At 64.2% G+C, this 21,851-nt stretch carries 17 protein-coding genes and 3 pseudogenes; 16 read left to right on the forward strand and 4 right to left on the reverse strand.

Annotation, left to right across the window (positions count from 1 at the left end; all coding sequences use genetic code 11):
- The first annotated feature begins 15 nt into the window (after positions 1–15).
- The 3 genes and pseudogenes from G3446_RS12765 to G3446_RS29155 form a co-directional block, all read left to right on the forward strand.
- Positions 16–1,548 (forward strand): FAD-binding domain-containing protein, encoded by a 1,533-nt coding sequence (locus tag G3446_RS12765; protein ID WP_164453220.1) that lies wholly within the window; start codon positions 16–18, stop codon positions 1,546–1,548.
- A complete protein-coding gene (locus G3446_RS12770) occupies positions 1,548–1,694 on the forward strand; it encodes a DUF2256 domain-containing protein (protein WP_164453221.1) in 147 nt (48 codons plus the stop codon). The genes G3446_RS12765 and G3446_RS12770 overlap by 1 nt, the downstream gene beginning before the upstream one ends.
- A gap of 24 nt (positions 1,695–1,718) precedes the next feature.
- Positions 1,719–2,369, forward strand: a pseudogene (locus G3446_RS29155) (cryptochrome/photolyase family protein); the annotation flags it as partial.
- Here G3446_RS29155 and G3446_RS29160 read toward each other — a convergent pair.
- Positions 2,259–2,795, reverse strand: coding sequence for a hypothetical protein (locus tag G3446_RS29160; RefSeq protein WP_425338399.1), 537 nt, complete (start codon positions 2,793–2,795; stop codon positions 2,259–2,261). The pseudogene G3446_RS29155 and the gene G3446_RS29160 overlap by 111 nt on opposite strands.
- Between G3446_RS29160 and G3446_RS29165 the strand changes: the two genes are divergently transcribed.
- Positions 2,742–3,071 (forward strand): hypothetical protein, encoded by a 330-nt coding sequence (locus G3446_RS29165; protein WP_425338400.1) that lies wholly within the window; start codon positions 2,742–2,744, stop codon positions 3,069–3,071. The two genes, G3446_RS29160 and G3446_RS29165, sit on opposite strands and share 54 nt — an antisense overlap.
- Before the next feature lie 669 nt (positions 3,072–3,740).
- On the opposite strand, the gene G3446_RS12780 is transcribed toward G3446_RS29165, so the two are convergent.
- Entirely contained in the window at positions 3,741–4,031 is a 291-nt protein-coding gene (locus G3446_RS12780) for a helix-turn-helix domain-containing protein (RefSeq protein WP_342450108.1), read from the reverse strand.
- Positions 4,032–4,210: 179 nt separating this feature from the next.
- On the opposite strand from G3446_RS12780, the gene G3446_RS12785 reads away from it, so the two are divergent.
- The 10 genes from G3446_RS12785 (at position 4,211) to G3446_RS12830 (ending at position 15,988) form a co-directional block, all read left to right on the forward strand.
- A complete protein-coding gene (locus G3446_RS12785; RefSeq protein WP_164453223.1) occupies positions 4,211–4,531 on the forward strand; it encodes a transposase in 321 nt (106 codons plus the stop codon).
- A gap of 469 nt (positions 4,532–5,000) precedes the next feature.
- A complete protein-coding gene (locus G3446_RS12790) occupies positions 5,001–5,579 on the forward strand; it encodes a recombinase family protein (RefSeq protein ID WP_164453224.1) in 579 nt (192 codons plus the stop codon).
- 79 nt (positions 5,580–5,658) lie between these two features.
- Positions 5,659–8,214, forward strand: coding sequence for an N-6 DNA methylase (locus tag G3446_RS12795; protein ID WP_164453225.1), 2,556 nt, complete (start codon positions 5,659–5,661; stop codon positions 8,212–8,214).
- On the forward strand, positions 8,207–9,280 hold the full coding sequence (locus tag G3446_RS12800; protein ID WP_164453226.1) for a PDDEXK nuclease domain-containing protein: 1,074 nt from the start codon (positions 8,207–8,209) through the stop codon (positions 9,278–9,280). Before G3446_RS12795 ends, G3446_RS12800 begins: the two co-directional genes overlap by 8 nt.
- Before the next feature lie 75 nt (positions 9,281–9,355).
- Positions 9,356–10,675, forward strand: coding sequence for a restriction endonuclease subunit S (locus G3446_RS12805; protein ID WP_164453227.1), 1,320 nt, complete (start codon positions 9,356–9,358; stop codon positions 10,673–10,675).
- Positions 10,676–10,931: 256 nt separating this feature from the next.
- A complete protein-coding gene (locus tag G3446_RS12810; protein ID WP_164453228.1) occupies positions 10,932–11,189 on the forward strand; it encodes a type II toxin-antitoxin system ParD family antitoxin in 258 nt (85 codons plus the stop codon).
- A 187-nt stretch (positions 11,190–11,376) separates the two neighbouring features.
- Positions 11,377–11,592, forward strand: a complete 216-nt coding sequence (locus G3446_RS12815; RefSeq protein ID WP_164453229.1) for a hypothetical protein — start codon at positions 11,377–11,379, stop codon at positions 11,590–11,592.
- On the forward strand, positions 11,582–11,854 hold the full coding sequence (locus G3446_RS12820) for a type II toxin-antitoxin system RelE family toxin (RefSeq protein WP_164453230.1): 273 nt from the start codon (positions 11,582–11,584) through the stop codon (positions 11,852–11,854). The genes G3446_RS12815 and G3446_RS12820 overlap by 11 nt, the downstream gene beginning before the upstream one ends.
- 118 nt (positions 11,855–11,972) lie before the next feature.
- Complete coding sequence (locus G3446_RS12825) at positions 11,973–15,287, forward strand: type I restriction endonuclease subunit R (protein WP_164453231.1); 3,315 nt, start codon at positions 11,973–11,975, stop codon at positions 15,285–15,287.
- A complete protein-coding gene (locus G3446_RS12830) occupies positions 15,284–15,988 on the forward strand; it encodes a M48 family metallopeptidase (RefSeq protein ID WP_342450109.1) in 705 nt (234 codons plus the stop codon). Before G3446_RS12825 ends, G3446_RS12830 begins: the two co-directional genes overlap by 4 nt.
- A 76-nt stretch (positions 15,989–16,064) precedes the next feature.
- On the opposite strand, the pseudogene G3446_RS12835 reads toward G3446_RS12830, so the two are convergent.
- Positions 16,065–16,220: pseudogene (locus G3446_RS12835) on the reverse strand (ATP-binding protein); the annotation flags it as partial.
- A gap of 304 nt (positions 16,221–16,524) precedes the next feature.
- Between G3446_RS12835 and G3446_RS12840 the strand changes: the two are divergent.
- Both G3446_RS12840 and G3446_RS12845 read left to right on the forward strand, forming a co-directional pair.
- On the forward strand, positions 16,525–17,634 hold the full coding sequence (locus G3446_RS12840) for an HD-GYP domain-containing protein (protein ID WP_164453232.1): 1,110 nt from the start codon (positions 16,525–16,527) through the stop codon (positions 17,632–17,634).
- 229 nt (positions 17,635–17,863) lie between these two features.
- A pseudogene (locus tag G3446_RS12845) lies at positions 17,864–18,911 on the forward strand (cytochrome-c peroxidase).
- Positions 18,912–18,947: 36 nt separating this feature from the next.
- Here G3446_RS12845 and G3446_RS12850 read toward each other — a convergent pair.
- On the reverse strand, positions 18,948–21,842 hold the full coding sequence (locus G3446_RS12850; protein WP_164453233.1) for a bifunctional diguanylate cyclase/phosphodiesterase: 2,895 nt from the start codon (positions 21,840–21,842) through the stop codon (positions 18,948–18,950).
- Between the last annotated feature and the right edge of the window lie 9 nt (positions 21,843–21,851).

The following is a 21,851-nucleotide window of genomic DNA, read 5'->3' on the forward strand; positions in this document are numbered from 1 at the left end:
GACCGGATTCCGCCCATGTCGTTAGAGACACCCATTCAGCTGGTCTGGCTGAAGCGCGACTTGCGCACCCATGACCATGAGCCCCTGGCCCGGGCGGCCGAGGCGGGACCCGTGCTGCCCCTCTATATCGTCGAGCCGGAGCTGTGGCGGCAGCCGGATATGGCGCTGCGCCATTGGGCGTTCATCCGCGAATGCCTGGTCGAGCTTGGCGACGCACTCGCCGCGCTCGGTCAGCCCTTGGTCGTGCGTCAGGGTAAGGCCGTCGAGGTGCTGCGCGCGCTGATTCGGCATCACCCAGTCGCCGCCGTTTGGTCCCACGCTGAGACGGGCAACGGCTGGACTTTCGCCCGTGACCGCGCGGTCGCTGCCTACCTGAGGGAGGCCGGGATCCCCTGGCACGAGGCGCGTCAGCACGGGGTGGTGCGCGGACGGCTCGACCGCAACCTCTGGTCCAGGCAGTGGGAGGCCCTGATGCGCCAGGCCTGCTGCAAGCCGCCCGAACGGCTGACGAGGATTTTGGGTGTGGACCCTGGCGTGATCCCGGAGCGGCCCGACGCGAGCCTGGCCGAGGACCCCTGTCCAGGCCGGCAGCCCGGCGGACGCAAGGCCGGTGAGGCCGTGCTGAGGAGCTTTCTGCGCCAGCGCGGCGGGCGCTATCACCAGCAGATATCCAGCCCGCTGACGGCCTTCGACGGCTGCTCGCGCCTGAGTCCCTACCTAGCCTACGGGGCCTTGTCGATGCGTGAGGTCGTGCAGGTGACACGGCGCCGTCGCGCCCAGGTCAAGGCCGAGCCCTCCCGGGTGCCCTGGGGGCGTGCCCTCGACGCCTTCGAGGGGCGGCTTCATTGGCACTGCCACTTCATCCAGAAGCTGGAGAGCGAGCCGCGCATCGAGTTCGAGAACCTGCAGCGCGCCATGGATGGCCTGCGCGATCCCCGGCCGGATCCGGAGCGGCTGGCGGCCTGGGCCGAGGGCGAGACGGGCTGGCCCCTGGTCGACGCCTGCATGCGTGCCCTGATCACCACCGGCTGGATCAACTTCCGCATGCGCGCCATGCTGATGTCGGTCGCGAGCTACCACTACTGGCTGCACTGGCGCGAGCCGGCGCTGCACCTGGCGCGGCTCTTCGTCGATTACGAGCCGGGCATCCACTACAGCCAGGCGCAGATGCAGTCCGGCGTCACAGGCATCAATGCCATGCGGATCTACAACCCGGTGAAGCAGTCGCAGGATCAGGACCCCGAGGGCCGCTTCATTCGCGAGTGGGTCCCGGAGCTGCGGAGGGTCCCCGTCGACTGGATCCACACCCCCTGGCGGATGCCGGCCGAGGTGCAAGCGGCCGCCGGCTGCCGGATCGGCGCGGACTACCCGGCGCCCCTGGTCGATCACGAGGCCGCGGCGCGGCAGGCGCGCCAGCGTCTCCAGGCCAAACGGCGCGAGGCGGGCGCGCGCGAGGAGGGGCGGCGCATCTACGCGCGTCATGGTAGCCGCAAGCGCGGGGCGCGACGCTCGGCCGCCGCGTCTCCGCAGACGGAGATGCCGCTCTGATGGCGCATGCCAAGCCGCACCTCCCCATCAAGGTCTGTGTCCTTTGTGGGCGTCCCTTCGCCTGGCAGCGCAAGTGGGCACGCGACTGGGAGTCCGTGCGCTATTGCTCCGAGCGCTGCCGTCGGGCACGGAGCGCGGCGGGGTGAGCCTGCGCCATCTCACTCCTGGTACTGGGCGACCAGCTGGATCTCGGCTCGCCTGTCCTAGCCGACGGACCTTGGGCCGACGACTGCGTCTGGATGGCCGAGGTAGCTGAGGAGTCGACCAAGGTCTGGTCGCACAAGGCGCGGATCGCGCTCTTTCTCTCCGCCATGCGCCACTTCGCGGAAAGGCTGCGCGAGCGCGGCTGGCAGGTCGATTACCAGGCCCTCGAGAGGCACGCGCACCCGGATCTCGGTGCCGCGCTGAGAGCCGCGATCGAGCGGCACCAACCCCAGAGCGTCCGGATGGTCGAGGCCGGCGAGTATGGCGTCGCCCGCATCGTCGAGCATGCCTGCGCCGAGATGCGCGTCCCCCTGCGGATCCTCGACGACAGCCACTTCCTGACGACGCATGCCGACTTCGACCGCTGGCAGAGCGGCCGCAAGCAATGGGTGATGGAGCACTTCTATCGCGAGATGCGGCGCAAGTCCGGCTATCTGACGGCGTCCGGCGAGCCTGTCGGCGGCGAGTGGAATCTGGACAAGCAGAACAGGCGTGCCTTTCCCAAATCAGGTCCAGGCATCCTGCCCGGGCGTTGCGGCTTCCCGCCGGATACCCTGACGCGCCAGGTCTTGGAGCTTGTCGAGAGGCGCTTCGCGGACCACCCGGGCGATCTTGACGCCTTCGCTTGGCCAGTCACGCGCGAGCAGGCCCTGGAGGCGCTCGCTGACTTCATCGACCTGCGTCTCCCTGGTTTTGGCGACTACCAGGACGCCATGTGGGTCGGCGAGTCCTGGCTCTACCATTCGCAGCTCGCGGCCGCGCTCAACCTGAAGCTGCTCGACCCGCGTGAGGTCTTGGACGCCGCCGTTGCGGCCTTCGACGCGGGCCGGGCGCCGCTCAACGCCGTGGAGGGCTTCGTCCGCCAGATCCTCGGCTGGCGCGAGTACGTTCGGCACCTCTACTGGGCGAGCATGCCGGGTCTGCTGGATGAGAATGCCCTGGATGCCCATCAGCCCTTGCCGGGCTTCTACTGGACGGGCGAGACCGAGATGGTCTGCCTGCGCGAGGCGCTCGGCCAGACGCTCCGTACCGGCTATGCCCATCACATCCAGCGCCTCATGGTCACCGGACTCTGCGGGCTGCTGCTGGGCGTCGAGCCGCGCCAGATGCACGCCTGGTACCTGGCCGTCTATGTCGACGCGGTCGAGTGGGTGGAGGCACCGAATACCCTAGGCATGTCCCAATTCGCGGACGGCGGCCGGCTCGGCACCAAGCCCTATGTGGCGAGCGGGCGCTATATCCAGCGCATGTCCAACTATTGCGGCACCTGCCACTTTGAAGGTGCTGGTGATGTTGACGCTCGATTCCGGAGGTTCTGACGCTTCTGCGCTGGCGGTTCTGACTTGCCGACTTCGTCCCTGCCAATTGCTTTTCTGATGGTTCTGACTTATCGACGAGTCGCTGCGGGTAGGGAAAAGTTGCAGTCAGATCGCCTTGGTCGAGCCCTCGTTGAGGTCTAGCTCGCGGAGTAAACCCCTTCGACACTCATGCGAGCACTATCGGCGTTACGACCGGCTGCCTCCCAAAGTCGCGGCCGCGAGGTTGCTCCCCAAGTTCCGGCCGGCGGGCGACGGGTAGGCGCCATGAGTTATGGCGGTCGACCTACGAACGATGTAGGCGTTGCGATGATCTCGGCGGATCCACTGGGACCCCGGCGGACCGAATTGTCCCAGGAGCCGTCAGTGGCCCATCCGACCCGAGCGTCCGGTAAACACGGTTATGTGAATGTTCCCATAACCGCGTCTTCTTGCCACTGAACGTGGAACAAGCCGGCGCAGGCATACGAAAGCCAAGTTGCGGCTCGGGTTTGCTGCGAAGGCACAAGCGGGATCGATTCGGAGACTGGCGTACGGACGAAGCGCCAACCTCCTCACTCAGGGCACTCATCAATGAGACCGCGCTCTCAGGGGCGCGCACTTGGTCTTAGACCGAGCCTGGATCGAATCGCGCAGAGAGGTGGGACGCCCCGTCAGACACAAAGCGACCAGCTAATGGCCATCGTCGCTGCCTGGCTCAACAAAGCCCTCGATCCATACCGCCAGTGCTTCGCTATCCGCATAGAAGTACGCGACAGGCCGACCAAGGACGCGGGCGAGCGCCGTAAGTGTGGAGTAGTCAGGAAGGTGGATGCCTTGCTCGTAGCGGTTGACCCGCTTACTCGCAACAGAAGGATCAAGCCCGGCGAGCACACCGAGCTTGCGTTGTGAGAGTCCCATTCTTTCCCGTGCCTCGCGCAGACGGCGGGGCGCTGGGCATGTGCTGTCGGACGGATGGCTCACGGTGCGATCTCATTTCGACGTGAGCTCCGACATTCTTGTTAGATTTGCTGGTCCGCATACTACGAAATACGTAGTATCTAGGCTTGGCCTGACGTCCGACCCCCACGGCAGCTAGGTCGCCGGGGGCTACGCCGTCGGAAAGAGCTGTTCCCCCGAGCTCCAACCCTGCGAAGACCGGAATGCGTGACACACCAGTGAGGTTCTCACCCGAAGACCGCGAGCGCGCCGCGCGCTTGGTGCTTCAACAACAGTCTGAGCACCCGTCGCAGTATGCGGCCATCACCGCCCTCGCGCCCGAAATCGGCTGCGCTGTCGAGACCTTGCGCCGCTGGGTTCGTCGATACGAGCAGGGACCCGGGAAGGACGGCATGGCAGATGCCCGTGAGCGCATCGCCGAGCTGAAGCGTGCAGTCCTTCGACTCCGCCAGGCCAACGAGATGCTCCGCAAGGCGTCGGCCTATTTGGCCCAAGCTGAATTGGGTCCATCCGCGGAGCGTTGAGGCTGATCGCGTTTCAGGCTCGACTCTGAGATCAGGACGCGAACGGCACTATCGTCCGCCATCCCGCAGAAACGACCGTTTTCGGGAAGTCGTCCCGATTGCCCCGGATCAGGCGGCAGAACAGTCGTCGAGCGCCCCGAAAGCGTCTCTTGAAACCCTAGGTCTCAAAACGTAGCATCCTGACCAGTTTAGAGGGATGCGCATGCCGGACCTGGATTTTAGGGACATCGATTTCAGTTTGCCCGCTCACGGGAGACTCGCCGCCGCTCGGGACATTGGGCGGCGCTGCGCGCAGCGCTTTGCCGATCGACTTGCGGCTGGTTTTCCTATCCCCATACCGGAGGCCGTTGCCGGCTGGACTCCACGTTGCCGTGCCGCTTGGCAGGCTGGGATCGACGAATCACTCAGGAGCTCGTCGCCCAAGGAGTCACCAAGTCTCAACGCTCCGGTTGCCTCGCCGACCGCCGGCATGCTCGTCGGCTATGCTCGCGTTTCCACCCAAGAGCAGAACCTCCAGCCACAGCTCGATGTCCTGACCCAGGCTGGCTGTCAGAAACAGTTCCTCGAAAAGGCCTCGGGCGCGCAACGCGACCGACCGGAGCTGGCTCGCGCGCTGGAGTACATGCGCCCCGGTGACACCCTGGTGGTCTGGAAACTGGACCGCTTGGCGCGGTCGCTCAAGCAGTTGATCGAAACCGTCGAGACACTCGATGCCCGGGGCATCGGCTTCCGCTCGCTGACGGAAGCCATCGACACGACCAGTGCCGGCGGCAAGCTGGTCTTTCACCTCTTCGGCGCACTCGCCGAATTCGAGCGGGCCATGATCCGGGAACGGACGCGCGCCGGGCTCGCGTCGGCGCGCTCGCGAGGCCGGGTGGGCGGACGACCGCGCTCACTCGGCACCGACGATCTGGAGATGGCGAAGACGCTCCTCGCCAATCCCGAGATTACCGTCGAGCAGGTCGCCGCGCGCCTGCGCGTGGCGCCGTCAACCCTCTACCGCTATCTACCGGGCGGCCGAGCTGCACTCGAGCCCGGCAACCGGTGACGGGTGCCCGGCCGCAAGACATTCCCCAACAGCACGGCCATCAGCCTGCAAGGCACCTCATCGCCCAGAAGGACCCTTTGTGACCAAACTGACCCTCAGCCACCTCTCCAACCTGTTGTTCCGCGCCTGCGACGACCTGCGCGGCAACATGGATGCCTCGGAGTACAAGGAATACATCTTCGGCATGCTGTTCCTGAAGCGGCTCTCGGATCTCTTCGACCAGGAGCGCGACCAGCTCGCCAAGACACTCAAGGCGCGGGGCATGGCGGACGCGCTGATCGCCATCCAGCTGGACAACCCCGACCAATACACCTTCTTCGTCCCGCTCGAGGCCCGTTGGAATCCGAAGACGCCTGACGGCGAGCCCGTCTTCGTGGGGCTCAAGGACGGCGACAAGACCGTCAAGAAGCGCATGGGGGTCGCGCATCAGAAGACGAACGTGGGGACCTACCTCAACGAGGCGCTCGAGGCGTTGGAGGACGCGAACGTCGATGCGCTGCAGGACGTGCTCAAGCACATCAACTTCAACCGCAAGATCGGGCAGCGCACCCTCGACGACGACACGCTGTCGAACTTCATCCAGAATTTCGAGAAGATCCCGCTGCGCGACGAAAATTTCGAGTTCCCGGACCTGCTCGGCGCGGCCTACGAATATCTGATCAAGTTCTTCGCCGACTCGGCCGGAAAGAAGGCCGGCGAGTTCTACACGCCGGCAGACGTGGTGCGCACGCTGGTCGAGGTGGTCGAGCCACAGCCCGGCATGAGCGTCTACGACCCCACCTGCGGCTCGGGCGGCATGCTGATCCAGACCCGCGACTACATCCGCGAGATCGGCGGCGACCCGCGCGACCTCTCGCTCTATGGCCAGGAGAGCATCGGCACCACCTGGTCCATCTGCAAGATGAACATGCTCCTGCACGGCATCCCGCACGCCGACATCCGGCAGGAAGACACCCTCCGCCGCCCGCAGCACAAGGACGAGAACGGCGAGCTCAAGCGCTACGACCGCGTCCTCGCCAATCCGCCCTTCAGCCAGAACTACATCAAGAAGGACATCGACTACCCTGGCCGCTTCGCCGTCTGGCTCCCCGAGAAGGGCAAGAAGGCCGACCTCATGTTCGTGCAGCACATGCTCGCCGTGCTCAAGGGCGACGGCAAGATGGCCACGGTCATGCCCCACGGCGTCCTCTTCCGCGGCGGCGAGGAGCGCGAGACCCGCCGTCACTTCATCGAGCGCGGCTGGCTGGAGGCGATCATCGGCCTGCCCGCCGGACTCTTCTACGGCACCGGCATCCCCGCCTGCGTTCTGGTGCTGAACAAGAAGGACGCACCGACGCGCAAGCACGTCGTCTTCATCAATGCCGACCGCGACTATCGCGAGGGCAAGGCGCAGAACTTCCTGCGGGCCGAGGACATCTCCCGCATCGTCCATGCCTACCGAACGCTGACCAGCGGCGAGCGCGACGCGCTGCCCGGCTATGCCCGCCGCGTTCCGGTGGCGGAGATCGAGGGCGAGGACTTCAACTGCAACATCCGACGCTACGTGGACAATGCACCGCCGCCCGAGCCCCATGACGTGCGCGCGCACCTCCACGGCGGCGTGCCCAAGCGCGAGATCGACGCCCTCGAGCACTTCTGGACCAACTACCCGGACCTCCGCGCGCGCTGCTTCCAGCCACGATCAGACGACAGCACTTACCTCGACTTCACGCCCGCCGTCACCGATCGCCGCGCCCTGGCCGACATCGTGAACGGCGACACGAGCGTTGCGGCCGCCCACGAGGTCTTCCTCGCGACCCTCGAAGACTGGTGGAACAAACACCTCCCGGCGATCGAGGCGCTCGCCCCGAACGACGGAAAGAAGGGCAACGTGTACGAGCTTCGTCGCTTGCTGATGAGCTCGATCGAGCAAGCGCTCGCCGGCCAAAACCTTCTAACAGGCCATCAAGTGCGCGGTGCCCTGGCTCGGTACTTCGAGATCTTCAAGCCGGAGCTGAAATCAATCGCGTTCAGCGGCTGGGGACCGGAGCTGATCCCCGATGAAGACATTCTGCAAAGCCAGTTCCCCGAGGTGCTCGCGGAGATGGAGCAGAAGCGCAACCGTCTCGCCGAACTTGCGGCGCTCTTCACCTCCGCAGACGAAGAGGACTACGAGGACGAAGACGACGTCGGAGCACTGCCGGGCGATCAGGTCAAGGCGCTCAAGGCCCAGCTCAAGCGGCTCAAGGGCGAGGCCAAACTGGCCAAGCGCGACCCAAACCTCGGCGATCACAAGGCATATGAGAAGGCGGCCGTGGCCGTGGAAACCAAGCTCGCGCGACACAAGTCACTGGAGGACGAGGCCAAGCAGCTCAAGGCCGACCTGCGCACTGTCGACAAGAAGCAGGACGAGCTGGTCGAGGCCGCCCGTCAGAGGATCGACCGCATTGAGGCGCGCAAGGTCATCCTCGACCGGCTGCATCGCCTGCTCGTGCAAACCTACGCCTCCTATCTGCGCGCGGATCAACGGGCGTGCCTGGCGGCGCTGGAGAACCTGCACTCGAAGTATGCCGTGACGGCGGCGGACATCGAGGAGCGGCGCGATGCGGCTACGGCGAAGGTCAAGGGCTTCTTGGGGGAGCTTGGCTATGTCTGATATTGCGCTTCAGGCTCAGATACTACTGCCCGAGATACGCGAGCTCGTCACCAAGGCACGGCACGCGGCCGGCCGGGCTGTCGATACCCTTCAGGTACACACCAATTTCGAGATCGGTCGGCTCATCGTCGAGCACGAGCAGGAAGGCGAAGAACGCGCCGCATACGGTCAGGAATTACTGAAGCACCTGTCCGAGGTATTGACGGAGGAGTTTGGACGCGGTTTTTCCAGGAGCAACCTGGAGTACATGCGCCGGTTCTACCTGGCCTACCAGGACCGATCGCCGATTTCCCAGACGCTGTCTGGGAAATCGCTTGCCGTAGAGATTCCGCGGACAGCGCTCGCGAAATCCGACGTGCCCTGGACGCTGAGCTGGTCGCACTATCTCTTCTTGATGGGAATCCGGGATCCCGACGAGAGGGCATTCTACGAAATCGAGGCGACGAATGAAGGCTGGTCCCTGCGCGAGCTGCGCCGGCAGTTCGGCAGCGGTCTCTACGAGCGTTTGGCTCTAAGCCGGGACAAGGACGGCGTGCGCGCTCTTGCCCGAGAAGGCCAGGTCATCGAGAAGCCTGAGCACATGCTGAAAAATCCCTACGTCCTCGAGTTCCTCGGGCTGCGCGAGGAGACCCGCTATTCCGAGCGCGAGTTGGAAACAGCGATCATCGACAAGCTGGAGCATTTTCTCCTCGAGCTTGGCAAAGGATTTCTGTTCGAAGCGCGGCAGAAGCGCTTCACCTTCGACGAGGAGCATTTCTTTGTCGATCTGGTCTTCTACAATCGCTTGCTGCGTTGCTATGTCTTGCTGGACCTGAAAATCGGTGAGCTGACCCACCAGGATCTGGGCCAAATGCAGATGTACGTCAACTACTTCGATCGATTCGTCAAGCTCGAAGACGAGCAGCCCACGGTCGGCATCATCCTGTGCAAGAAGAAAAAGGATGCGCTGGTAGAGCTCACCCTACCGAAGGGCAATATCCACGCCGCGGAGTACCAGCTCTACCTGCCCTCGAAGGAAGAACTCCGGCAAAAAATCATCGCCTGGGCAAAGGAGGTCGAGGGATGAAGGCCCAGGTGGACATCGAGCGGCGTCGCAATGTGGCGGTGGTCAAGCTGAAGGGATTCTTGGGAGAGCTTGGCTATGCGTGATTGGCGCACTGAACCGCTGGAGCGCGTTGCTGAGATCCGCTCCAGCAATGTTGACAAGAAATCCAACCCGGGCGAAGAGCCGGTTCGTTTGTGCAACTACACGGACGTGTACTCGCGCGGGTACATCACGGAAGATATCGAGTTCATGGAGGCGACGGCCACGCCCGCCGAAATCCAGCGCTTTGGAATCGAGCGTGGCGACGTCATGATCACGAAGGACTCGGAGACCCCTGACGATATCGGCATTCCCGCCGTCGTTGTCGACGACGTCCCGAAGCTCGTCTGTGGTTACCACGTTGCGCTGATCAAGCCGAATCGCGATAAGGTCGATCCCGTCTACCTCGCCAAGCAGCTCGGTCTTCCAGGCACCGCTCGCTATTACGGTCGGCTCGCCAACGGCTCCACCAGGTACGGCCTTTCCTACCAGTCCATCTCCCGTACTCCGATTCGCCTGGCCCCACTCCCGCAACAGCACCGCATCGCCGAAATCCTCTCGACAGTCGACGAGGCCATCGAGCAGACCGAAGCGCTCCTCGCCAAGACGCAGCAGATCAAGGCCGGCCTGATGCACGACCTCTTCACCCGAGGGGTCACTGCGGACGGCCAGCTCAGGCCACCGCGCGAGGAGGCTCCGCAGCTCTACAAGGAATCGCCGCTGGGCTGGATTCCGAAGGAGTGGGATGTCACTCCTTGCGGTGAGGTCTTCGATGTGCAGCTCGGCAAGATGATGAGCCCTACAGCCAGCGCTGGACCGAATCAGAAGCCCTACCTACGGAATCAGAACGTCTATTGGGACCGCTTTGATCTCTCCGACGTTGCGACGATGCATTTCTCGACCGACGACGAGCAAAAGTATCGCTTGAAAGACGGCGACTTACTCGCGTGTGAGGGCCGATTCATCGGGCGTTGTGCGGTTTGGAGAGGAGAGTTGGACGAGTGCTACTACCAGAAGGCTCTCCATAGGCTTCGTGCGACCGACCCAAGGGTCACGACGGATTACATGCAGTTCTTCATGAGCCTTCGATTCGAACTGGATCGTGGCTTCGTGGAGAAGATGACGCACGAGTCGACGATTCCCCACCTACCTCTAGAAAAGCTGGTAGCGCTGCCGGTTCTGGTTCCTCCGAGAGCAGAGCAGGAATACCTCGTCTGCACGCTGGGTGCTCTCACTCACCGGGACCGAATCGACCGCGCCTACTTGCACAAAGCAAAGGAGCTCAAGGCCGCTCTCATGGGAGACCTACTCTCGGGACGGGTCGTTGTCGAAAAGGGAATCTTGCCCAATGAGTTAGAGGTCGCAGCGAATGTCTGAGTACCTCCACGTCGAAAAACTCTTGCTTCAGTCAGAGCAAAGCGCGCTCGAAAAGCTCCTGGCAGAGATCCCGGAGGACCACGTAATCGAGCGACTCGGGCTCGAGTCCCGGAAGCAAGATATCGAGGACTTGCTCCAACAGGATGGTGCTGGCGGGGAAATGACCCCGTAAGTCGAGGTCCAGGACTCAAACGGCTCGCTATGGTGTGATGCGCACTGCACCAATCGTATGGCATGCTGCACGACGGAGATGAGCATGGGAAGGGTCCGCAAGACGATCACACTGACCGACCAGCAGGGCGCATGGGTCAAGGCGCGCATCGCGCGTGGGGGCTTCACCAATGACAGCGAATACATCCGCGACCTCATCCCGCGCGATCAGGAGCGCAGCGCGGAGATCGAAGCGATCCGCCGTGCGCTGATCGAGGGCGAGAACAGCGGTATCAGCGAACGGACACCGGACGAGATCGTGCGCGCGGCGAAGGAATCGCTGAAGGCCGATGGCCGGATATAGGCTGACGACCCGCGCGGCGCAGGACTTTCTTCGTTGCCGCAGAGCCTGGCCGGCGATCCGAGGCGGCCCATGTGCCTCCGGTTTAGACTCGAACCGGCGCGGGCGCCAGTTGGAATAAGGGCCTAGGGGTCACCTTGGCCCAGACCCTTCTCGCGGTTTTTTTGACAAGCAACCGGGACATCGCAGCATGACACGTCTAGAGCAGGTGATTCAGCGGGCCTCGGCCTTGCCTTCGGAGATTCAGGACGAAATGGCCGATCAGTGGCTCCGGGATATCGAGAATGAATTGGGCTGGCAAACGGCTCTGCGGCAGTCTCAAGACAAGTTGTCGGAACTGGCGCGAGAGGCGTTGAGACAGTCCGCTCAAGGTCAGACAGTGCCTAAGGGCTTCGATGAAATCTGAGCTGACCCAGGAATTCCTGGCGCAGTTCCGAAAGTTGCCGGAGCGAGTCAAGGAAACGGCTAGAAAGAACTACCGTTTATGGAAGCAGAATCCACGCCATCCCGGCTTGGACTTCAAGAAAGTCAATACGTCAATGCCCGTTTATTCGGTGCGCGTCGGTATTGGTTGGCGAGCCCTGGGGGTCATCAAAGACTCCGACACCGTCGTGTGGTTCTGGATCGGCCCGCATAGTGAGTACGACCAACTTCTGAAAAGTCTGTGACCTTGCCCGACGACTTCCTAGGCGTGCTGTCCAACCGGCGGATATTCGAGCGCGGGTCAGCCGAGATGGCAGGGGTCATCCGGGCAAGCGCTGTTGGTCCGGCAAAGGCGTCGTCACCATGAGTGAATACCTCCACGTCGAGAAGCCCTTCCTCGACCAGCTCGTCAAGCTGGGCTGGAACAGTATCGACCAAGGCCAAGGATTCATCCCCTCTGATCCAAAAAAGAGCCTGCGCACGAGCTTCCGCGAGTGGCTGCTCCCCGAGGTCTTCCGCGACGCCGTTCGCGCGATCAACCTGACGTCCGACGGAACGCCATGGCTGACGAACCGCCAGCTCGACGACCTGCGCGACCAGATTCTGCGGCAGCCCAACCGGACGCTGCTCGAGGCCAACGAGACGACCCAAGCGCTCTTTCTCAAGGCCCAGGTGGACCGCAACGAGGTCACCGGCGAGGCCGACCCGGTCGTCAAGCTCATCGACTTCGCGAATCCGGAGCGCAACCAGTTCCACGCCATCAACCAGTTCCGCATCGATACGCCGGGCTGCGTGAAGAGCTGCATCATTCCGGACATCGTCCTCTTCGTGAACGGCATTCCGCTGGTGGTGGTCGAGGCGAAGATCGGCGATCCGAATACGGCCAACCCGCTGCACGCCGCCTACGAGCAACTGCGGCGCTACCGCAACGCCCGGCCGGAAACTGTTAAGGCCGGCTTGCGCGAGGGCGAGCCGCGACTCTTCCATACGAACCTACTGCTGATCCGCACCTGCGGTGAGAAGGCCGAATTCGGCACCATCACCTCCGGGCACGAGCACTTCTATGCCTGGAAGGACATCTGGCCCGAAAGCAATCGGACCTATACACCGCCTCTGGGCGTCGAGCGCGAGCAAGAGACGCTCATCCAGGGGCTGCTCGCCCCGGCGACACTGCTCGACGTCCTGCGCACCTGCACGGTGTTCATGGACACCGACTCCGGCAGACGCATCAAGGTGGTCGGCCGCTATCAGCAGTACCGCGCCGCGCGGAAGATCGTCGAGCGGCTGCGCTTCGGTCAGTCGCCCGAGTCCCGATCGGGCGTGGTCTGGCACACCCAAGGCTCGGGCAAGTCGCTCACCATGGTGTTCGTGGCTCGCATGCTGCGTGCCGCGACGGATCTGGAGGACTTCAAGATCCTGCTCGTCAACGACCGGGCCGACCTGGAAGAGCAGCTGGCAGGTACCGCCAAGCTCATTGGCGGCAAGGTCAAGGTGATCGCGAGCACCACGGAGCTCCGCGAGCACCTCGGCACCGACGCCTCGGACATCAACATGGTAATGGTGCACAAGTTCAACGAGCGCGCGGAGACGCTGCCCGATACGCTGGCCCAGGCCCTCGCCTACGGCGGCAAGCCGATCCCCAGGCCCGAGATCCTCAAGGCGGCCGACTCGGCAGCGGCGATTTATCGGGCGATCCCGTCCAGCAAGACGTTTGGCGTGGTGAATCCGTCCGACCGCATCGTCCTGATGATCGATGAGGCCCATCGGACCCAGGGCTCCGATCTGGGCGACAACCTCTTCGAGGCCTTCCCCAACGCGACCCGGATCGCCTTCACCGGAACCCCGCTCATCACCGAGCAGCACGGTGCCAAGCGCACCGTGAAGCGCTTCGGCGACTACATCGACCAGTACAAGCTCATGGATGCCGTCAACGACGGCGCCACGCTCCAGATCCTCTACGAAGGCCGCACCGCCGACACGGCTCTCAGGGACCAGCACGGCTTCGACACCAAATTCGAGAACCTCTTCAAGGAGCGCAGCGAGGAGGAGATCCTCGCGATCAAGAAGAAATACGGCGCAACGGGCGACCTGCTGGAGGCCGAGAAGCGCATTGAGGCCATCGCGAAGGATCTGGTCGATCACTATGTCGACAACATCTTGCCGGACGGCTTCAAGGCGCAGGTCGTCTGCCACTCCAAGCTGGCGGCGATCCGCTACCAGAAGGCGATCCGCCGAGCGCTGAACGAGCGTGTCGAGCGAGAGAAGCAGAGGCCTCAACCGGATGCGGAGCTGACCCTGCGCATCGAGTTCCTGAAGGTGGCCGTCGTGGTCTCGTCGGACCCCACGAACGAGCCGGCGGCCATCACCGAAGCACGCAGGGAGGCGAAGCGCTGGAACGCGGTCGAGAATTTCTGTCGACCCTTCGACCTCGACGACCACGACAAGGCGCTGTCCGGTATCGCCTTCCTCGTGGTGTGCGACATGCTGCTCACGGGCTTCGACGCCCCCATCGAGCAGGTCATGTATATCGACAAGAAACTGCGCGAGCACAACTTGCTGCAGGCGATCGCTCGCGTGAACCGGGTCGCGACCAACAAGCACCGAGGCTTCATCGTCGACTACATCGGGGTGTTCGACGACCTTGCCCACGCCCTCTCCATCTACGCCGAAGAAGATCCGCAGGATGTGCGTGAGGGCCTGAAGAGCATCCTGAGCGAGATGCCGATTCTGGATGAGCGCTACCAACGGCTGCTGCAGCACTTCATTGCGGCCGGAGTGAAGGACATCGAGGCCTTCGTGCAGGGCCGGCTCGGCTCCCCAGAGGCGGATGTCGCGGCCATCCATGCGGCCGTTGGCGCCATGAAGGACATCAAGCGGAGGGCGGACTTCGAGGTCTACCTGAAGAAGTTTCTTCAGAGCCTCAACCTGATCCTGCCCAATCAAGTGGGGCATCCTTACCGCGGCCCCGCGCGGAGATTCGGCTACCTGCTGCGGATGGTCAAGGAGCGCTACAAAGACGACTCCTTGGACATCGAAGGCGCAGGAGCGAAAGTGAAGGCGCTGATCAACGAGCACCTGATCGATCTGGGCATCAACCCGAAGATCCCGCCGGTCGAGCTGCTGTCCGAGGGCTTCTTGGCGCACGTCGAAAGACACGCGGGAGGCAGCTCGGAAGCCAAGGCGAGCGAGATGGAGCATGCCATCCGCAAGCATTGCACCGTCCACTTCGACGAGGACCCAGCCTTCTACACCAAGCTCAGCGAAAAGCTGGAGCGCTTGATCGAACAGCACAAGAACAACTGGGATGCACTGGCGGGAGACTTGGCGGGGCTGCGTCAAGCGGTGATTTCCGGTCGAACGGATGTCGCCGAAGGCCTCACCAAGGAGGCGACGACCTTCTACGATTACGTGCTTCAACTGGCCTATGACGGCGCTCAGCCTCCCGCCGATGACCTGCAGGGGGTGAAGAGCCTGATGCTACGCATCGTCGAGCTCCTGCAGGAGACGATCGGGGTGCTCGACTTCTGGAAGAAGCCCATCGAGGTCAAGAAGCTGCGTGGCAACATTGGGACGGAGATCCTGCTGGCCAACATCCCAGCACTGAACGCGAGACACGAGCGGCTTGCCGTCGAGATCGTGAAGCTCGCGGAAAAGCGTCACGAGGAGCTGATCAAGTGACTGCGCTCCTGAATAACGAGATCGCCTACGAGGTGATCCGGAGTCAGCGTGCGACGGCGGACATCGTCATCGAAAGGGACGGCAGCGTCGTCGTGCGCGCACCTGAATGGGCGGATGACGACCAAGTGGCGCGCATCGTTCGATCCAAGGAGTATTGGATCTACAAGACGCTCGCCGAGTGGCGAGACCTCAACGCGGCCGCCGTGCTTCGCGAGTACAAGAACGGCGCCGCATTTCTCTACTTGGGCCGAGCCTATCGACTCTCGCTGGTGGATGGTCAGGACGCGCCGCTACAGCTGAAGAACGGGCGCTTCCTGCTGCGGCGTGAGCTGGTCGCGGCCGGTGATGCGAGGCTGGCGAAGTTGGCGTTTCAGGACTTCTTCCGCGCGAAGGGGCGGCTGCGCCTAGGTGATCGCGTGCGCTATTACGCTCCCAAGGTCGGGGTCGAGCCGCTGGGTGTCGAGGTCAAGGAGCTGGGGCATCGTTGGGCGTCGTGCTCGCCGGGCGGCAAACTCCACTTTCATTGGAAGTGCATGATGGCGCCGCAGACCGTCATCGACTACATCGTCGTCCACGAGCTCTGCCACCTCCATCATCGCGACCACGGGGACGCGTTCTGGAATGAGGTCGATAAGGTGCTTCCGGATTTCCGTGAGCGGAAGGAGTGGCTGCGCCGCCAGGGTGCGGCGCTGGAGGTTTAGAAGCGGAGAGAGGCCGGCTCTCGAGCTCACCGAGAGCCGGGACAAGTGATAGCCCGCATTATCTAAGCGGCAATGGCTATTCCTCTGCTGTCTGCTTTCGCATCGACTCCCCTTTCAGGTCAAGGCGATGCGAGCGATGAACGATACGGTCCAAGATCGCCTCAGCCGTGGTTGGATCGGCGAAGAGGCTGTGCCAGTGCTCGGTCGGAAACTGGCTCGTGATAAGGAGAGAGCCTGTCTGCATACGCTGATCGACGATATCGAGCAGCGTGAAACCGACTGAGGACGCCGCCGCTCGTTTGCGATCGCGGCTGTCCTGAGAGGCGTCCCGACAGCGCTCTTAGGGGCGACTTCAGTCGCCCTTGGCGCTTAAGGCCGCGAAGACCCAAATGGCGCATCTCTAGTGTGGATCTCCCCGACGCCATCTCGGGCCACGGGTGCCGCTTGTCCGGGGGCGCTCATCGTGGACGCCGATTTCCGCACTGCGTGCTAGGCTCTTCATATCGCAGTAACCCGCGGCTGAGTCCCTTCGGCACATGCTCCACCACACCAGCGGCGCCCCGACCATCCTGCTCATCGACGACTCTCCAGTCGAGCTGGATGCCCTCAGCGGGGTGCTTTGCCAGCACTATGTGGTCCGTGCCGTTCGCACCGGACGGCGCGCGCTGAAGGCCTTGCACAAGCCTCCATGGCCGGATCTCATTCTGCTGGAGCCGGATCTGCCGGACATGGATGGCTGCGAGCTGCTGCGCGAGCTCGGCGAGGACCCGGTCACCGCAGAGATTCCGGTCATCTGCTATTCCGCGCCGGGCACCGAGTGGGAGGAAGACGTCCTGCTGGGCCTGGGCGCGGTCGATTGCGTCATCAAGCCGGGGAATGCGCGCGCCATCCTCAATCGTGTGAGGACGCACCTGGAGCTGGCCGACGCGAGACGCGCCTTGCGGCGCACCGAGGCACGCATCCTGCGCGAGAGCGCACGTCGCGCCGACGAGCTGGTGATGGCCCAAGATGTGTGCATTCGCGCCCTGGCACGCCTGGCCGAGGCGGATGAGCCGCGTGGCGGGAATCATCTCAGACGCATGCAGGCCTACCTGGATACATTGGCGCGCCAGCTCAGCCATTACCCGCGCTACGCGGACCTGGCTCCAACCGATGTCGCCGCGCTCGTGCGTGTTGCGCCCCTGCACGATATCGGCAAGATGGCGATTCCGCGCAACATCCTCCTCAAGCCCGGTCGTCTGAGTCCGCGGGAGTGGGCGATCGCCAAGACCCACAGCCAGCTGGGTCGCGATGCCATCGCCGCCGCAGGGCATGGCTTCTCTGAATCGCTGCCCTTTCTAAGGTTGGCTCAGGAGGTCGCCTACTGTCATCACGAGCGCTGGGACGGCTCGGGCTATCCGCAAGGGCTGTGCGAGGAGCGCATTCCGCTCTCCGCCAGGCTCATGGCCGTTGCGGACGTGCTGGATGCGCTGGTGTCGCGGCGGACCTACAAGGAGGCCTACCCCTTCGAAGCGGCCGTCGAGATCATGCGCGAGTCGCGTGGGAGCCAGTTCGATCCCGCGATCTTCGATGCCTTCAGCGCCCGACTGGACGATTTCGCCGCCATCACCCGACGCTTGCCGGATCACTCCTCGATGCACGCCTGAGCGAGCGGCGCAGGTCCGGCTCCGCGCTCCCAGGGCCGCCGTGGCTCCGGAAGACGCCCGTGGACCTGGGCCTGCTCATCGAATGGCCCGATCGTCCCGATAGAAAATCCGGATTGGCGCATTGTCCGTGCCCTTTATAGGGTTGGCTGGCGTACATAGGCGCATTCGCAAATGCTTATATGGTGCATGCGCCCTGTGCGAATCACCACTCGAACAAGGAGAATCTCCGATGAGAGCGTCCGCCCTTGCACTGGCGAGCACGATCTTGATGGCCGTCTCGGTCTCGGTTTCAGCTTCGGACCAGGCGCTGCGCGATAAGGCGGCCGAGGCCGGTTTACAGGCCTTGCCCACCGAGATGCAGCAGCCCGCCAACAACCCAATCACGCCCGAGAAGATCGAGCTTGGCCGGATGCTCTTCTTCGACCCGCGGATCTCCGCCAGCGGGCTGATCAGCTGCAACACCTGCCACAATGTCGGCACGGGGGGCGACGACAATCTCCCGACCTCCGTCGGACACGGCTGGCAGAAGGGGCCGCGCAATGCCCCGACCGTCTTCAATGCGGTCTTCAACGTCGCGCAGTTCTGGGACGGCCGCGCCGAGGATCTCAAGGAGCAGGCACAAGGGACCTGTGCAGGCTGGGGTGGAGATGGCCAACAAGCCCGACCAGGTCGTCACCACGCTGAAGAGCATGCCCGAGTACGTGGAGCGCTTCAGCACGGCCTTCGCGGGTGAAGAGGATCCAGTCACCTTCGACAACATGGCCAAGGCGATCGAGGCCTTCGAGGTGACCCTGGTGACGCCGGGCGCACCCTTCGACACCTTCATGGCGGGCGGCGACGCGGCCATGACGGATGAGCAGAAGGAAGGGCTTTCGCTCTTCGTCGACCGCGGCTGCGCCTCCTGCCACAGCGGCGTCAATGTTGGCGGACAGAGCTATTTCCCCTTCGGTCTGATCAAGCGGCCGGGCGCGGATATCCTTCCGCCGGACGACAAGGGCCGCTTCGAGGTGACGCATTCAGCCTCGGATGAGTACGTCTTCCGCGCCGCGCCACTGCGCAACGTCGCGGTTACAGGGCCTTACTTCCATTCGGGACAGGTCTGGGATCTGACGCAGGCGGTCGCCGTCATGGGCACGGCGCAGCTCGGCACTGAGATCAATGACGAGGAGGCGGCCAAGATTGCGGCCTTCCTGCAGGCGCTGACAGGTGAAGTGCCCACCGTCGAGTATCCCGTCCTCCCGGCGGAGACGAGCGACACGCCCCGTCCGCAGCTCTGACCCCATCTTTCCGGCCAGCCCTTGCTGGCCGCGATCTCACCAGACCTGTGCCAGATCCTCGATCGGCGCGGGTCTGCCGAACAGATAGCCCTGGAAGCCGTGGCAGCCGTTCTCCAGTAGGAAGTCGCGCTGTGCCTCTGTCTCGACGCCCTCGGCGATGATCTCCAGCCCCAGCGACCGGCTCATGGCGAGGATGGCGGCGACGATGGCTGCGTCATTGGGATCCGTGGTGACGTCGCGGACGAAGGCCTGGTCGATCTTGAGCTGATCGAAGGGCAGGCGCTTGAGGTAGGAGAGCGATGAGAAGCCCGTGCCGAAGTCATCCAGCGAGAAGCTCACGCCCAGCGCGCGGAGCTGCTTCATGCGCTCGTCGATCTGCTGGGTGTTGGCGAGGAAGGCGCTCTCGGTCAGCTCGAGCTTCAGGCGTGCTGGATTGGCGCCCGACTCGGCGAGGCTGTCGCGAATCTGAGCGACGAAGTCCGGCTGCTGTAGCTGGCGGGCGCTGACGTTGACGGCCAGCTGAAGCTCGCGCGTCTGTGGGTCCGCCTCCCACGCCTTGAGCTGCTGGCAGGCCTCCCGCACGACCCATTGCCCCAGGCCCAAGATGAGCCCCGTCTCCTCCGCCAGGGGGATGAATTGCATGGGCGGGATCAAGGTGCCCTGCTCGCGGCTGTGCCAGCGCACCAGGGCCTCCGCCCCGATGTAGCGTCCGTGCTGATCGATTTGCGGCTGGAAGTACAGCCGCAGCTCCTCTTCCCGCAGCGCCCGGCGCAAGGCATGCTCCAGTGCCAGGCGGGCTTCGATGGCGATCTGCATCGCCGGACTGAAGAAGCGCACCCTGTTGCGTCCGGCATCCTTCGCCTGATAGAGCGCTACGTCGGCCTGCTTGAGCAGCGTCTCGATCGATTCCTGGTGGCCGCGGAAGAGCGCCACCCCAATGCTCGGCGTGCAATGATGGGGCGGCTCGCCAGCGACGACCTGGTAAGGCGCGTTGAGTGCGCCGCGGATCTTCTCGGCGACCAGCTCGGCCTCGCCCGCCGCCTTCTCCACGTCCGCCGAGAGCTCTTCGAGCATGATCACGTACTCGTCGCCGCCGAGGCGCGAGACGGTGTCGAGCTCACGCAGGACGTGGGTGATGCGCTGCGCGACCTCGACCAGCAGACGGTCGCCCGCGTCATGGCCCTTGGTGTCGTTCAGCGCCTTGAAGTGATCCAGGTCGAGCATCAGCAGGGCGCCGTAGCGCCGACTGCGGCTGCTGGCGGCCAGTGCCTGGCCGAGCCGGTCCAGGAGCAGCCTGCGGTTGGGAAGACCCGTCAGGGCATCGAAGTAGGCGAGGTTGCGGATGTGCTCCTCGGCCTCCTTGCGGTCCTGGATGTCGGTGACGGTGACGCGGCGCCCCTGGTAGTCGCCGGCATCGCCGAAGACGGGGTGGCAGCGGTGGGAGACCCAGAGGACGCTGCCATCCTTCTTGACGATGCGTAGCTCCAGCTCGCTGACGGCGTCCTGACGGCAGGTTTGCGCGTGAAGCGGCAGGTGCGCCTGCCAAGCGCGACGATCCTCCGGATAGACGATGGCGTCGAGCAGGCCCGGGTCGGCGTGGAATTCGGCGGCGCTGTAGCCAGTGAAGCGCTCGGCCGAGCGGCTCATGTAGCAGAAGCGCCCGTCCGGCGTGGTCCAGTATTCCCAGTCGTAGGTCCAGTCGGCGATCCTGTGGAGCTCGGGCTTGCTGGCATGCCGCGCGGCCTCGTCGCGCAGCTCTTCGGTGATGTCCATGCAAAGTCCGAAGAGCGCCACGGGCCGGCCTGTGGCGTCGCGCTTGGCGAGCTTGATCACGCGCAGGTCGTGTAGCCGCCCGTCCGCGAAGGGCAGCCGCTCTTGGGTCACGCGCGCGCCGGACGCGGCCATGGCGCGCGCGTCGGAGGCGCGCTGCTCGGCGTCGAAGGGCGCGGGGATGAGGTCGGTATAGTGATCCGCCGCGAGCCAATCCGCTTCCGCGATGCCCATGGCGTCGCACAGGGTGCGGTTGACCAGCTCGAGCGTCCCGGACGGCGACAGCATCCAGATGCCGATGGGCGCGTGATCCAGAATCAGCTGCAGGCGCTCGCGGCGCCTGTCTTCCTCCTGGAGGTGCCGCTCCCTGGCCTGGCGCGCGGGGGTGATGTCCACGCAGCAGCCGACATAGCCGATCAGCCGCTCCTCGGCATCGAAGCTCGGCCGCCCCATGTTCTGGATCCAGCGATAGGCGCCGTCGTGCCGTCTCAAGCGGCATTCCAGGCTCAGCGGTGAGCGTTGCTCGAAGGCGTCGTGGAAGCTGGAGAGGCAGTGCTGGCGGTCTTGCGGATGGATGGCCTCGACCCAGCCAAGGCCACGCGCTTGCTCGAGCGAGTGCCCGGTGAAGCTCAGCCAGGCGGGGCTGAAGAAGTAGCAATGCTTGGCGGCGTCCGCGGCCCAGAGGAGGACGGGGCCGGCGTGGAGGAGGGCGCCGAGTCGCAGCGCGTGCTCGGCTTGCGGCAGCGCTTTTTCACCCCGCGCCTCGATCTCCACACCCGTGCTGAGCATGCCGACCGCGCGGCCAGTGGCGTCGAGCTGCGGGCGGTTGTGCCAGGCGATGATGCGTGTATCGCCACTGCTCGTGATGACGGGACTGAGCGAATAGGCATGTCCGTCGATGCGGTTCCGCAGCGCGGCGCGCAGGGCTTGGCGAATCGCCTCGGGGCTCGTGCTCGGTGGCTGGCAGCAGTGGATCCAGTCACGGCCGACCAGCTCGCTCTCGGGCCGCCCGAGCAGCTCGCAGCCCTTGCGGTTGATGAGTCGAATGCGGCCCTGGGCATCCAGTGCCAAGACGATGGCCTCGGCCGTGGGGTCTCTGCAGGAAGGGGCGGCAGATGCCGCCGCAACTGGGGGGCGCGCTGTCTTGCTGCCCGAAGTCATGTCCGTACC

This window comes from Thiorhodococcus minor, from assembly GCF_010820565.1.
Lineage (GTDB): Bacteria > Pseudomonadota > Gammaproteobacteria > Chromatiales > Chromatiaceae > Thiorhodococcus > Thiorhodococcus minor.

Excerpts from the sequence above, each read along its gene's own strand:
- G3446_RS12850 (WP_164453233.1), bottom strand. The coding sequence starts at position 21,842 with ATGACTTCGGGCAGCAAGACAGCGCGCCCCCCAGTTGCGGCGGCATCT.
- G3446_RS12785 (WP_164453223.1), top strand. The coding sequence starts at position 4,211 with ATGCGTGACACACCAGTGAGGTTCTCACCCGAAGACCGCGAGCGCGCC.
- G3446_RS12815 (WP_164453229.1), top strand. The coding sequence starts at position 11,377 with ATGACACGTCTAGAGCAGGTGATTCAGCGGGCCTCGGCCTTGCCTTCG.
- G3446_RS12840 (WP_164453232.1), top strand. The coding sequence starts at position 16,525 with ATGCTCCACCACACCAGCGGCGCCCCGACCATCCTGCTCATCGACGAC.
- G3446_RS29165 (WP_425338400.1), top strand. The coding sequence starts at position 2,742 with ATGGTCTGCCTGCGCGAGGCGCTCGGCCAGACGCTCCGTACCGGCTAT.
- G3446_RS29160 (WP_425338399.1), bottom strand. The coding sequence starts at position 2,795 with ATGGGCATAGCCGGTACGGAGCGTCTGGCCGAGCGCCTCGCGCAGGCA.
- G3446_RS12790 (WP_164453224.1), top strand. The coding sequence starts at position 5,001 with ATGCTCGTCGGCTATGCTCGCGTTTCCACCCAAGAGCAGAACCTCCAG.
- G3446_RS12765 (WP_164453220.1), top strand. The coding sequence starts at position 16 with ATGTCGTTAGAGACACCCATTCAGCTGGTCTGGCTGAAGCGCGACTTG.
- G3446_RS12805 (WP_164453227.1), top strand. The coding sequence starts at position 9,356 with ATGCGTGATTGGCGCACTGAACCGCTGGAGCGCGTTGCTGAGATCCGC.
- G3446_RS12825 (WP_164453231.1), top strand. The coding sequence starts at position 11,973 with ATGAGTGAATACCTCCACGTCGAGAAGCCCTTCCTCGACCAGCTCGTC.
- G3446_RS12770 (WP_164453221.1), top strand. The coding sequence starts at position 1,548 with ATGGCGCATGCCAAGCCGCACCTCCCCATCAAGGTCTGTGTCCTTTGT.
- G3446_RS12820 (WP_164453230.1), top strand. The coding sequence starts at position 11,582 with ATGAAATCTGAGCTGACCCAGGAATTCCTGGCGCAGTTCCGAAAGTTG.
- G3446_RS12810 (WP_164453228.1), top strand. The coding sequence starts at position 10,932 with ATGGGAAGGGTCCGCAAGACGATCACACTGACCGACCAGCAGGGCGCA.
- G3446_RS12800 (WP_164453226.1), top strand. The coding sequence starts at position 8,207 with ATGTCTGATATTGCGCTTCAGGCTCAGATACTACTGCCCGAGATACGC.